Genomic DNA, 12,666 nt, shown 5'->3' on the forward strand with positions numbered 1-12,666 from the left:
ACCACCGGCGGCGCCCCTGGTATCGCCTATCTCGAACATGACGACGGCGTACTCCCGCCCGGCGATCGAGGCTTGTTTTCTCGCTTGTCTGCCCCCATTTCTGCCTCATTCGTCAACGCGGAGTCATCATGCCCTTTCTCGCCCTCTTTACCGTCTTCGCCCTGCTCGACTTCGTCTTGCTGTTTACCGTCGGTAGTCATATCGGGCTGCTGACCACCCTGCTGCTGGTGCTGGCCACCGGCTTCTTGGGCCTGCACCTGATCCGTCGCGAAGGCGTCGCCACCTTCGCCCGCGCCCAAGAGCGCATGGCCCGCGGCGAGCTGCCGTCCGGCGAGCTACTCACCGGGGCCGCGCTGATCTTCGGCGGGGCCCTGCTGATGGCGCCAGGCTTCTTGTCCGATGCCCTGGGCTTCATGTGCCTGATCCCCGATGCCCGCCGCCTGCTCGGCAAGCTACTGAGCCGGCTCGGCATGCGCGTTCAGGGCGTGCACATGCAGGGTGGCGCCTATCAGGCACGCCAGGGTAGCGATGCCGACTGGCAGCAAGCCGGCGAACCCCACGACACGACCCGGCGCTCGTCCACCCACGACGACACCGACCAACCGCTGGAAGGGGACTTCATCAGCCACGACGAACGGCGCGGCTGAGCGGCAAAAAATTTTCGCCCAGGGGCTTGAAAGCCTACTGGCCAGCCCCACCTATCCGACAGCAACGATTTTCGGTTCCGGCCCGCCGGAACCATCCCCACGGAAGGCAGACGCCTTCACCCCGCAGCCAAGCCTGCGGGTTGATGATGAAAACGCCGGACAGCGATGTTCCGGCACAGCAAACCCTCAGGAGAACGTGAGCAATGAACATCCGTCCCTTGCACGATCGCGTCGTCATCCGTCGCGTCGAAGAAGAACAGAAAACCGCTGGCGGCATCGTGCTCCCGGGCAGTGCCCAGGAAAAGCCGACACGTGGCGAAGTGCTCGCCGTCGGTAACGGCCGGATTCTGGACAGCGGCGACGTTCGCCCGCTCGACGTCAAGGTCGGCGACAGCGTGATCTTCAAGGATGGCTTCGGCGTCGAAAAGCAGAAGATCGACGGTGAAGAAGTGCTGATCATGAGCGAGTCCGACATCCTGGCCGTCGTCGAAGGCTGAGCCGAGACCGCCACCCGTTCGAAACCGACGTTCACGAACTCACAGGAAATCTACGAAAATGGCAGCGAAACAAGTCAAGTTCTCCAGCGATGCCCGCACCCGCATGGCTCAGGGTGTCGATACCCTGGCCAACGCCGTCAAGGCCACCCTGGGCCCGAAAGGCCGCAACGTGGTGCTGGAAAAATCCTTCGGCGCGCCGACCGTGACCAAGGACGGCGTCTCCGTGGCCAAGGAAATCGAACTCAAGGACCGGTTCGAGAACATGGGCGCGCAGATGGTCAAGGAAGTCGCTTCCAAGACCTCCGACGTCGCCGGTGACGGCACCACCACCGCCACCGTGCTGGCCCAGTCCATCGTCAACGAGGGTCTGAAGGGTGTCATCGCCGGCATGAACCCGATGGACCTCAAGCGTGGCATCGACCAGGCCATCCAGGCCGCGGTCAAGGAAGTCAGCCAGCTGGCCGTGCCGTGCACCGACACCAACGCCATCGCCCAGGTCGGCACCATCTCCGCCAACGGCGACACCAACATCGGCCAGATCATCGCCGAGGCGATGGAAAAGGTCGGTAAAGAAGGCGTCATCACCGTCGACGAAGGCCGCGGCTTCGAAGACGAGCTGGACGTCGTGGAAGGCATGCAGTTCGATCGCGGCTACCTGTCGCCGTACTTCGTGACCAACCAGGACACCATGGCCGTGGAACTGGAAGACCCGTTCATCCTGCTGGTGGACAAGAAGGTCTCCAACATCCGCGAGCTGCTGCCGACCCTCGAGGCCGTCGCCAAGGCCGGCAAGCCGCTGGTGATCATCGCCGAGGACATCGAAGGCGAAGCCCTGGCGACGCTGGTGGTCAACACCATGCGTGGCATCGTCAAGGTCGCGGCCGCCAAGGCGCCGGGCTTCGGCGACCGTCGCAAGGCCATGCTGCAGGATATCGCCATCCTCTCCGGCGGCACCGTGATCTCCGAAGAAGTCGGCCTGGATCTCGAGCAGACCACCCTCGACCACCTGGGCACCGCCAAGCGCGTGACCATGTCCAAGGAAAGCACCACCATCATCGATGGTGCCGGCCAGGACGGTGACATCGAGGCCCGCGTCAACCAGATCCGCGCCCAGATCGAGGAGACCTCCTCCGACTACGATCGCGAGAAGCTCCAGGAGCGCGTCGCCAAGCTGGCCGGCGGTGTCGCCGTGATCCGCGTCGGTGCCGCGACCGAAGTGGAGATGAAGGAGAAGAAGGCTCGCGTCGAAGACGCCCTGCACTCCACTCGCGCCGCCGTCGAGGAAGGCGTGGTGCCTGGCGGTGGTACCGCCCTGATCCGTGTGCTGACCAAGGTCGCCGGCCTCAAGGGTGACAACGAGGACCAGACCCACGGCATCGCCATCGCCGTGCGCGCCATGGAAGCCCCGTTGCGCCAGATCGTCACCAACGCCGGCCAGGAAGCTTCCGTGATCCTGAACCGCGTCAAGGATGGCGAAGGTAACTTCGGCTACAACGCCCAGACCGGCGAGTTCGGCGACCTGTTCGAGATGGGCGTGCTGGACCCGGCCAAGGTCACGCGTAGCGCCATGCAGTCCGCTGGCTCCGTCGCCGGCCTCATGATCACCACCGAGTGCATGATCGCCGACGATCCGGACGAGCAGGACTCCGCCGGTGGCGGCGACATGGGCGGCATGGGCGGTATGGGAGGCATGGGCGGCATGATGTAAGCCACCCCGCTCCTCCTAGGCACGCCTAACGGCCTAGCCTGATCGAGACCCCCGCCGGGCAACCGGCGGGGGTTTCTTTATGCAAGAAGCCCGCAGCCAGACACTGTAGAATCCCGGTCAATGTCGCTCACCGCGCCAACGCCTTTCCCGTTCCTCTTATGTCTCAGTCTCTTTATCTATGTTGTCGAACATTCGTATCGTCCTCGTCCAGACCTACCACCCCGGCAATATCGGCGCCTCGGCGCGCGCCATGAAGACCATGGGGCTCACCGACCTGGTGCTGGTCAACCCGCGTCGCTTCCCCGACCCCGAGGCCAATCGTCTGGCCGCCGGCGCCGAGGACGTGATCGAGGCCGCCCGGGTGGTAGACACCCTGGAGGAAGCGGTCAACGACTGCGTTCAGGTCATCGGCGCCAGCGCCCGCCTGCGCAGCATGCCCCTGCCCCACTTCGACGAGCCCGCCGAGATGGCCGAGTCGCTGGTCGATCATGCGGCCGACGCCCCGGTCGCCCTGGTCTTCGGCCGCGAGCGCTTCGGGCTGACCAACGACGAGATTCGCCGCTGCAGTCATCAGGCCAGCATCCCCGCCAACCCCGACTACGGCATCCTCAACCTCTCCCAGGCCGTCCAGGTGCTGGCCTACGAAGCCTTCCGCGCCTGGCGCCAGCGCCCGGATAGCGGCTTCCGCCCGGCCAAACCCGCCCATGACCGCCCGCCGACCCGGGAGCAGCTAGGGCACTTCCATGACCACCTGACCCGCGTGATGCAGGAAAGCGGCTTCATCACCCAGCCCCACGCCCGCACCGAGGAGCAGCTGCAGGCGCTGTTCGCCCGCGCCCAGCCCTCGCGCAAGGAGCTCTCGTTGCTGCGCGGCCTGCTGAGTTCGCTGGAACGCGACCCCGCCGACCCCGGCAAGGCGCCCTAGGCTTTTCTGACAAGTCGGTGAGCGAAGGCCAGGCAAGCAAACACTCGGCGACAAATCGGCAGGGATGGCCGATTTGGGCAGCTCTGCTGCTCGAAGAGCGAGTGACAGGAGGTCGCTCGTCAAAAGACGGAGTTTGCGGGGTGACAATGAGGTCTTTGAGTCGATGTTTAACGCCGTATGGCCGAGCGCAGCCAGTTTTCGGACAGGGCCTAGGCCGCCATCGAATCGTCACCGCCTCTTCACGATACCGTCATGCCAGGCGGCGATGATGCAAGGGCCCAACAGGGACACCGGCAACGGACACTGCCACTCGCCCAGCCAGGGACGCCCCGAACGCCAGGAAGGAAGCAGGAAGGATGTTGCCACGCCGGATTGCGTCGTGGCATTTTTCCGTTCGCCAGCCGCCATGACTGGAAGAACCACCGGCTTGGCCGGTAACCTCATTCGATAGCAACGAGCCGGGCCTCCCGCGGCCAGGCTCCGGCCCCCCACCGTGTATCGAGAGAGATCCCATGCCTCGCTTCGCCGACCATCTCTATCAACCCGGCCCCGACAATCCCCTCCCCGGCCTCTGGGTACTGCAACGACGCCTGGGGCACGCGCTGCCCCACCGACTGGGGTCCAACGAGGGGCTCGACATGCCCCATGACGCCCTACGCGCCCATTTCGGCGACGCCATGGCCGAGCACGTCACCTGCTACGGCGACGCCGAGGCGCTGGGCCTGCGCGAACGCCTGGCGGCCCGCCATGGCTTCGACCTCGACACCCTGCTGGTGGATGCCGGCTGCGACAGCCTGCTGGCCCTGGTGCTGCGCTGCGTCGCACCGGCCGGCACGACGGTGGTCGCCTCCGCCGGCACCTACCCGACCTTCGGCTACTTCGCCCGGGGCCAGGGCTGCCGGCTGATCGAGATCGACTACCGGGAAGACGCCGAGCACCTCGCCCCGGACCTCGACGCCCTGGCGGCGGCCGCACATCGAGAAGCGGCCCGACTGGTGTATCTGGCCAACCCGGACAACCCCACCGGCCACCCCTATCAAGCAGACGACGTCGCACGGCTACGCGAGGCGCTGCCCGAAGACTGCTGGCTGCTGCTGGACGAGGCCTACCACGACTTCCGCGACGACGCCGCCGACCCATCCTTCACCCGGGCGCTTCCCGGCGTCATCCGTTGCCGTACGCTATCGAAGGCCATGGGATTGGCCGGGCTGCGCATCGGCTACGCGATCGCCGAGCCCGAGACGCTGGCCATGATGATGAAGGTTCGCATCCACTACGCCGTCTCGACCCTCACCCAGGCCGCCGCCGAAGTGGTGCTGGATCATCCCCAGGAGGTCGATCGCCATATCCGCGAGGTGATCGAACGGCGCGAGCGGCTGGCCGCGCACTTCCAATCCCTGGGAGCGGATGTGCTGCCGAGCGCCACTAACTTCATCGGCATCCGCCTGTCGAGCGAGACCCTCGCTAAGCGCGTGCACGCCGACCTGCTGGGGGAAGGCAAGCTGATCGCACGCCCCGCCCATCCGGCACTCGGCCATGTGCTGCGCATCACCGCCGTGGAGGATGCCCTGGTGCCGGGCCGGTTACAGGCGCTGGAAAGGGTCGTGCAGCAAGGCCGGACGGCCTGAGACACGCGGAACAGGAGGCCGCTCAGCAGCGGCCATGCTTGGCTTGCCCGGGCGGGCAGAAGCCGCGGTGATCGCGGTGGCGCCGATGATGACGGTCACGATCGCGGCGGTGGTGGCGGTGGCCGCGATGCTCGTGGCGCGGCTCATGACGCTCGCGGTGCCGGTGATCCGAGTGGTGGCCGCCGATCTCCACCAGCGGCCCGGTATCGATCCGCGCCGGGGTGTAGCTGCAGCCTGCCACCAGCAGGGCGACGGCCAGCCCCAGGGCCGCGGTGGCGCCTCGCCGGCGCCGCGGCATGCGCATCTCAGCAGCGCCCTTTCTTCGCCTGCCCAGGCGGGCAGAAGCCGCCATCATGGCGTTCATGGTCATGATGATCGCCGAATTCCACCAGTGGTTCGGCATCGATGCGCGCGGGCGTATAACTGCAGCCGGCCAGGAAAAGCGCCGCCATCAGCAGGGTCGCGGGCATCAGGAAACGCTGTGTCATAGAAGCCTCCAGGGCGGGTTGAATGCCGCCATTATAGCGAAGTCACGCGGCCCTACCATGTGGCATAACGGCAACATCGGCGTCTCATGACGACAACACCACGGCGTGACCCAGGCCTCAAAGGCCACGCGACCGACACCCTTGCCACACCCATCGTGCCGACCGACGCAGGCCGCCATGCCTCCGGTAACGCACGAAAAAATCCCCCTTGAAACGACGCCAAATCGGAAAAAACCAGGGATGGTACGACCCGATGTCTTTGCTATCGTCACGCAACATCCCCCCGACACGAGGAGCTAGCCGATGGGCGACGCGTCCCTGCCCGAGAAAATCCCCACGACCATGGCCGCCATGCGGCTGATCGGCCACGGCGACGCGGACCAGCTGGTCTTCGACGAGGCCGTGCCCACGCCACGCCCCGGCCCCGATGAGGTGCTGGTGAAGGTCACCGCCACCGCCAAGAACAACACCGACCGCAAGGCGCGCGAGGGCCTCTACCCGACCAAGGAGCAAGGCGACGTGACCTCGTTCGCCATGGGGGGGTCACCGACCCTGACCTTCCCGCGCATCCAGGGCGCCGATGTGGTCGGGCGGGTGGTCGCCGTGGGCGACGGCGTCGACGCCTCTCGCCACGGTGAACGCGGGCTGCTCGACTTCAACCTCTATGCCGACGCCCGGCGCGACCTCAACCTGACCCCGGACTACTATGGCCACGGGGCCGACGGCGGCTTCGCCGAGTACATCGCCGTGCCTTCGGCGCAGTTCCATCACGTGGCGAACCCCGAGCTCAAGGATGCCGAACTGGCCGCCATGGGCATGTGCTCCTATCAGACCGCCTACCATATGGTGACGGCGGCGGGCGTCAAGGCGGGAGAACGCATCCTCGTCACCGGCGCCAGCGGCGGCGTGGGCACCGCACTGATTCAGCTGTGCCGTGTGGTGGGCGCGATTCCCTATGCGTTGAGCCAGCAGGACAAGGCCCCCGCGCTGCTCGCACTCGGCGCCGAGGCGGTGCTCGACCGTTCCGACATGGGCGACTTCGAGGCCCGGGTCAAGGACGTGACCGGCGGCCAACCGATCGATGCGGTGATGGACCTGGTCGGTGGCGAGATGACCGACCGCTTCATCGATGCCATGATCTTCGACATGGCGGCCCGCTCGAGCCATCCCCGGTTGTCCATCGCCGGCGCCAGCGGCGGCAATGTCAGCGAGATCATGTGGACGCGCATCTACCTGTATCAGGTGCAGATCTTCGGCGTCTCCCACGGCACACGGGAAGAGGCCGAGCAGCTGGTGGCATGGATTCGCGAGGGCCGGCTCAAGCCGGTGCTGCACGCCGCCTTCAGGCTCTCCGATCTGCATGCCGCGGAACACTACTTCGTCAACCGCGGCGGCCACTACCTGGGCAAGATCGTGATCGTCCCCGATGCCGAGTGGGACGTTCACGGTGCGCCCTTCTCCCTCGAGGGATCCTCATGAGCCACCCTGAACTCAAGATCCGGCTGATGGACACCCATGCCGGCGGCGATGTCAGCCGCATCGTGCTGGGCGGCATCGAGGCACTGCCGGGTGCCACGGTACGCGAGCGGATGCACTATCTGCGCGACAACGCCGACGGCCTGCGCAAGCTGCTGCTCGACGAACCCTATGGCATCCCCGAGATGTCGGTGGACCTGATCGTGCCGGCCAGCGACCCGCAAGCCGCGGCCGGCTACATCATCATGGAGGTGATGGGCTACCCCATCTATTCCGGTTCCAACACCATCTGCACCGCCACCGCCGTGATGGAGGCCGGCCTGGTGCCCAAGCGCGAGGGGCGCCAGCACTTCCAGCTCGAATCCCCCGCCGGGCTCGTGCAGATCGAGGCGCGGGTCGAGAACGACGTGGTCGAGGCGATCACCTGTGAAGGCCTGCCCAGCTATATCGACACCTATCGCCATACCATCCGGGTGCCGGGCATCGGCAACGTCACCTACAGCGTGGCCTACAGCGGCGGCTTCTATGCCCTGGTCGACGCCACCGAGCTCGGCTTCTCGCTGGTTCGCGAGGAGGAGCGCGCGCTGTCCGAGTGCGCCTACCGCATCGTCGAGGCCCTGCAGGCCGAGCGCGGCTTCACCCACTACACCCTGGGCGACGTGGGGCCACTGCCCTTCCTGCACTTCATGGGGCCGGAAGAAACGGTGGCCGATGGCTTCTACCGCTCGCGCTCCACCACCTACGTGCACCCCGGGGTGATCTGTCGCAGCACCACCGGCACCGGCACCTCCGCGCGCCTGGCGCTGATGCACCACGAGGGACGCCTGCGCCCTGGGGACCGGCTCGAGACCGTCTCGCTGCGTGAGACCGGCTTCATCGGCCAATTCACCGGCACGCGGAAGGAAGGCCAGCAAACGGTGGTGGAAAACACCATCACCGGCAAGGCCTTCGTGCTCGCCCACTCGGACATCGTCCTCAACCCCGAAGACCCGATGCTGCGCGACGACAGCGTCTATCATATCCTCGAGTCCCACCAGGACGCCGTGTCCTGAACCTGCGCGCCGGCCTCGCCGGCGCCCCTCATTTCTTACCCCGGGCACGAAGGCGCCCGCCCCATCGGAGAGCCCTACGTGCAGACGGTACTGATCCTGCTGGATGTCCAGAACCTCTACTACACCAGCCGCCAGGCCCATCGGCGCAACGTCGACTACAACGCCCTGTGGGCCCGCGCCACCGACGGCCGCCGCGTCACCCGAGCCATCGCCTACGCCATCGACCGGGGCGACGAGAAGCAGCGCCAGTTCCAGAACATCCTGCGCGCCATCGGCTTCGAGGTGAGGCTCAAGCCCTTCATCCAGCGCGCCGACGGCTCGGCCAAGGGCGACTGGGACGTGGGCATCACCCTGGACGCCGTCGACCATGTCGCCGAGGCGGATGTGGTGGTGCTGGCCTCCGGCGACGGCGACTTCGCGCCGCTGGTCGACAGGCTACGCGACCGTTTCGATGCCGAGGTCGAGGTCTTCGGCGTGCCCGCCTACACCGCCGATGCCTTGATCCGCTCGGCCAGTCGCTTCGTGCCGGTCGAGGGCGAGCTGCTGCTAGGCGTTGTCTGAAGAGTCGGCGAGCGAAGGCCAGGCAAGGAAAAAATCGTCGAAAAGACGGAGCTTACGGGGTGTAAATGAGGACTTTGAGTCGATTCTTAACGCCGTATGGCCGAGCGCAGCCAGTTTTCGGGCAGGGCCTAGGCCACGGCCCTCGCTAGCTCGCCTCCGCAAGGCACCCCATGTCGCATTGGCCCCGCATCATGACGCTACGAGAACACTCTTCCCTGGGTGGAGCCGCATCATGAGGCGGCACAATTCGACAACATACGGTTCCCCCCATGGTTTATACCAGCGCCATTCTCTTGAGCCTGATCGGCTACTTCATCATCGGCCACCTCGCCGGGCGACGGGTCAAGCACCTCGACGACTACCTGGTCGCCGGACGCAACGCCCCGACCTTTCTCATCCTTGGCACCCTGGTCGCCAGCTACCTGAGCACCAGCGCCTTCCTCGGTGAGACCGGCTTCGCCTACCAGGGCTACCCCTTCGTCATGCTCATCTTCGCCGCCATCAGCACTTCCGGGTGCCTGCTCGGCGCATTGGCCTTCGGCCGCTACCTGCGCCGCAGCGGAGCCCTGACCGTGCCGGAGTTCTTCGGCAAGCGCTTCGCCTCGCGGCGCGTACAGCGAATCGCCGGCCTGACCACCGTGCTTGGCCTGGGGGCTTATCTACTGGGCGTGATGCAGGGCGCCGGCATCATGTTCGAGGAGCTCACCGGCCTGCCCTATTGGGTCGGCCTGGTGCTGGTATGGCTGACCTACACCGGCTTCATCCTCTATTCCGGATCGCCAGGCGTCATGCTGACCGACACGATCATGTTCGTGATCTTTTCCATGGCGGCGCTGGGTGGCTCGATCTACATCATCCATGATCTAGGCGGCTGGCACGGCGTGATCGAGGGGCTACTGAGCCAAAACGACAAGCCCGGTATCGCACTATGGCACGGCGTGTTGAAGGGCAACGATGCGAGCTTTTCCACACCGGGCGAGGCCCTGACCTGGGGCCTGACCCTGGGCCTGGTATGGGCCGCCGTGCTGGCGGCGAGCCCCTGGCAGTCCAGCCGCTACCTGATGGCACGCAACGAGCACGTGGTGATGCGCTCGGCGATGCTCACCGCGGTGTCGCTGGCGGTCTTCTACGCCCTGATGATGATGACCGGCGCGGCCATCAATCTCTACGACCCGACCCTGAACGGCGAACGCGCCATGGTGTGGGCGGCCCTCAATGTGCTGCCGACCTGGCTCGGCGTGGTCATCCTGACCGGCGTCTTCGCCGCCGGCCTGTCCTCCTGCTCGACCTTCCTGTCGATCATCGGCTTCAGCATCTCCAACGATATCCTGCCGGCCAGCCGCAGCGAGGCTGCGGCCATGCGCACCAGCCGGCTCGCGGTACTGGGCGCCGGCCTGATCGCGCTGATCCTGGCACTGTTCCAGCCGCCCGCGGTGATGGCCGTGGTGTGGTTCGCGGCAACCCTGTTCGCCTCCTCCTGGGGCCCGGTGGCACTGATGAGTATCTGGAGCCGCCGAATCACCGCCGCCGGCGCCGGCTGGGGCCTGACGGTCGGCTTCATCGGCAACCTGATCCTGTCGTTGATGGTACAGGCCGAGTGGCTCGTGCTGCCGACCTACCTGCATCCCGTACTGCTTAGCACTGTGATGGCGCTGGTGGCGATCGCCGCGGCCTCTTCGCTGACGCGAGTCAGCCAGGCCGAACGCGATTATCGCGCCTTCCTGCATCGTGATGACGAGCACGAGCCGATCGGCTGGACCAGCGGTTCCCGAAGCATCGCCGTATTCACCATGCTGGCGGGCATCGGTGTCGGCGCCTTCCTGTGGCGCCAGTATGCCGACACCCTGGCCGGGCTGGCCGGCCGCTTCGGCATCGCCGACCCTGTCGTCACCGGCGCCTACGCCCTGGCCATCGGCTCCGGCGGCATGTTATTCATCGCCGGCGCCATGGGCTATTACGTGGTGCGCCGGCGTCGCCGAGGCACCCGGGAAGCGAGCGCCCTCCAGACCTGATATCGTGGCGCCGCTGCCCTGCCAGGCCAGCGGCGCCCGCATCTCGACGGGCCTCTCCCCGTAGGAGGCCGCCCAACACGCCACGAGATACCGCCATCGACAGCCGCCAAGAGCCCCGCGTCCAAATGCCGCGGTCATGACCCCAGCGTCTCGCTTGTTCCTTTTCGACCGGCCACATAAAATCGGCGCCATGACTCATAAACGCCCCTTCATCTTCCTGTTGGCCATCCCGGTGGTCATGATCTGTGCCCTGGCGGCCCTCATCTTCGGCGGGCAAGTGTTCTCCGACAGCCGCCAGGACGGCGAGATCCGTCAGGCGCTGGCGACGCAGCTGCAGACCCGCGCCGACATCGAACTCAAGCACCTCCAGGAAGTCCAGTATGGCTACGGCGTCTGCGGGCTCTACCGCACCGCCGATGCCGAGGATGGCTTCGCCTCCTTCTTCTACGATACGACTAGCCAGCGTCTCACCCTGGACATCACCTCGAGCCGCTACCAGTCCCATTGCAACCTGTCCGCGGTCTGCTGAGCGACCGGACGGCTGCCCCAACGGAGACATGCACGATGGCCATCTCACACCGCACGACCCCGCATGCCCGCACCTCCCGACGCCTGGCCGGGGTCCTGCTGGCCGGCCTGATGACCAGCGGCATCGCCCAGGCCGACGGCCTGGAGGCCACCGAGGCCCAGCTGCGCCTGCTACCGGGTGACCTGCCCGGCGCCGGCTATTTCCGGCTGCACAACGACGGCGAGGCGAGCGTCACCCTGACCGGCGCCGACAGCGATGCCTACGGCAACGTCATGCTCCACCAGTCGATGAGTGAGGAGGGCATGTCCAGCATGCACGCGGTCTCGGAGCTCGAGATCGCCGCGGGCGACACGCTCGAGTTCGTGCCCAAGGGCTACCACCTGATGCTCATGAAGCGTGCCCAGCCGCTCGCCGTCGGTGACCAGGTCGAGGTCACCCTCACGTTCGCCGACGCGCCTTCGCTGCCCGTGACCTTCGACGTGGTCGGTCCCACCGACCTGTAGCCCAAGCCCTGTCAGGATGCCCGACATGTACCGATGGTTCCTCGCGCTGACCGCCACACTCGCCCTGAGCGGTTGCAGCGACCCGAACTGGCGCACCACCGACATCTCCGAGATCATGCCGTCGCTCGACTTCACGCTGGTCGACGAGAACGGCCAGACCGTCGACGCCGATGACTACCTCGGCAAGACCACGCTGCTCTACTTCGGCTTCACCCACTGCCCCGATGTCTGCCCCACGACCCTGGCACGGCTCACGGCGGCCACCAAGCAGCTCGACGAAGACCTTCGCGACGACGTCCAGGTGCTGTTCGTGTCGGTCGACCCCGCACGCGACACCCCCGAGGTCATGGATCGCTACACCGCCGCCTTCGGCCCGCAGTTCATCGGCCTGAGCGGCGAGACCGAGCAGATCGACGCGCTGACCAACCGCTACCGGGTCACCTATTCCCATGGCGAGAAGGACGACAGCGGCAATTACGACGTGACCCACTCCAGCGCCGTCTTCGCCTTCGACGCCGAGGGCGATGCCCAGCTGTTGATGCGCGACAGCGACCCGATGGAGAACATCGTCGCCGATATCCGTCGCCTGGCCTCACAAGGCTGACGCCTCCCGCCGGGTTCGCATGCCGACGACCGGGGC

Annotated in this window: 14 protein-coding genes; 12 read left to right on the forward strand and 2 right to left on the reverse strand. The window is 66.3% G+C overall.

Translation table 11 applies throughout. The features are described from left to right. The first annotated feature begins 128 nt into the window (after window positions 1-128). From ETC07_RS02500 to ETC07_RS02520, 5 genes are all read left to right on the forward strand, one after another. Window positions 129-647 carry an FxsA family protein gene (locus tag ETC07_RS02500; protein WP_136246908.1) on the forward strand — a complete coding sequence of 173 codons (519 nt, stop codon included), beginning with the start codon at window positions 129-131 and terminating at the stop codon, window positions 645-647. A 203-nt stretch (window positions 648-850) separates the two neighbouring features. Then, on the forward strand, window positions 851-1,144 hold the full coding sequence (locus ETC07_RS02505; protein WP_136246909.1) for a co-chaperone GroES: 294 nt from the start codon (window positions 851-853) through the stop codon (window positions 1,142-1,144). A gap of 58 nt (window positions 1,145-1,202) precedes the next feature. Continuing rightward, window positions 1,203-2,852: a chaperonin GroEL gene (gene groL / locus ETC07_RS02510; RefSeq protein ID WP_136246910.1), complete on the forward strand. Its 1,650-nt coding sequence runs from the start codon at window positions 1,203-1,205 to the stop codon at window positions 2,850-2,852. Between the two features lie 178 nt (window positions 2,853-3,030). Beyond that, window positions 3,031-3,777, forward strand: a complete 747-nt coding sequence (locus ETC07_RS02515) for an RNA methyltransferase (protein WP_136246911.1) — start codon at window positions 3,031-3,033, stop codon at window positions 3,775-3,777. 512 nt (window positions 3,778-4,289) lie between these two features. Continuing rightward, a complete protein-coding gene (locus tag ETC07_RS02520) occupies window positions 4,290-5,405 on the forward strand; it encodes a pyridoxal phosphate-dependent aminotransferase (protein ID WP_136246912.1) in 1,116 nt (371 codons plus the stop codon). Between the two features lie 22 nt (window positions 5,406-5,427). Here the strand turns inward: ETC07_RS02520 and ETC07_RS02525 are convergent, their stop codons facing one another. Both ETC07_RS02525 and ETC07_RS02530 read right to left on the reverse strand, forming a co-directional pair. Beyond that, window positions 5,428-5,703 (reverse strand): hypothetical protein, encoded by a 276-nt coding sequence (locus tag ETC07_RS02525; RefSeq protein ID WP_136246913.1) that lies wholly within the window; start codon window positions 5,701-5,703, stop codon window positions 5,428-5,430. Between the two features lie 7 nt (window positions 5,704-5,710). Next, the gene (locus ETC07_RS02530; RefSeq protein ID WP_136246914.1) at window positions 5,711-5,893 is read right to left on the reverse strand and encodes a hypothetical protein; all 183 of its coding nucleotides are present in this window, start codon (window positions 5,891-5,893) and stop codon (window positions 5,711-5,713) included. A 303-nt stretch (window positions 5,894-6,196) separates the two neighbouring features. Between ETC07_RS02530 and ETC07_RS02535 the strand changes: the two genes are divergently transcribed. The 7 genes from ETC07_RS02535 (at window position 6,197) to ETC07_RS02565 (ending at window position 12,630) form a co-directional block, all read left to right on the forward strand. Next, complete coding sequence (locus ETC07_RS02535) at window positions 6,197-7,372, forward strand: zinc-binding dehydrogenase (protein ID WP_136246915.1); 1,176 nt, start codon at window positions 6,197-6,199, stop codon at window positions 7,370-7,372. Then, complete coding sequence (locus tag ETC07_RS02540) at window positions 7,369-8,421, forward strand: proline racemase family protein (protein WP_136246916.1); 1,053 nt, start codon at window positions 7,369-7,371, stop codon at window positions 8,419-8,421. The genes ETC07_RS02535 and ETC07_RS02540 overlap by 4 nt, the downstream gene beginning before the upstream one ends. Before the next feature lie 78 nt (window positions 8,422-8,499). Beyond that, window positions 8,500-8,982, forward strand: coding sequence for a LabA-like NYN domain-containing protein (locus ETC07_RS02545; RefSeq protein ID WP_136246917.1), 483 nt, complete (start codon window positions 8,500-8,502; stop codon window positions 8,980-8,982). Window positions 8,983-9,251: 269 nt separating this feature from the next. Further along, window positions 9,252-10,994, forward strand: a complete 1,743-nt coding sequence (locus tag ETC07_RS02550; protein ID WP_136246918.1) for a sodium:solute symporter family protein — start codon at window positions 9,252-9,254, stop codon at window positions 10,992-10,994. A gap of 190 nt (window positions 10,995-11,184) precedes the next feature. Further along, entirely contained in the window at window positions 11,185-11,523 is a 339-nt protein-coding gene (locus ETC07_RS02555) for a hypothetical protein (protein WP_136246919.1), read from the forward strand. A 35-nt stretch (window positions 11,524-11,558) separates the two neighbouring features. Further along, window positions 11,559-12,026 carry a copper chaperone PCu(A)C gene (locus ETC07_RS02560; protein WP_136246920.1) on the forward strand — a complete coding sequence of 156 codons (468 nt, stop codon included), beginning with the start codon at window positions 11,559-11,561 and terminating at the stop codon, window positions 12,024-12,026. A 25-nt stretch (window positions 12,027-12,051) separates the two neighbouring features. Next, on the forward strand, window positions 12,052-12,630 hold the full coding sequence (locus ETC07_RS02565) for an SCO family protein (protein ID WP_136246921.1): 579 nt from the start codon (window positions 12,052-12,054) through the stop codon (window positions 12,628-12,630). The last annotated feature ends 36 nt before the right edge of the window (window positions 12,631-12,666 follow it).

Source organism: Halomonas borealis (assembly GCF_004798905.1).
Classification (GTDB): domain Bacteria; phylum Pseudomonadota; class Gammaproteobacteria; order Pseudomonadales; family Halomonadaceae; genus Halomonas; species Halomonas borealis.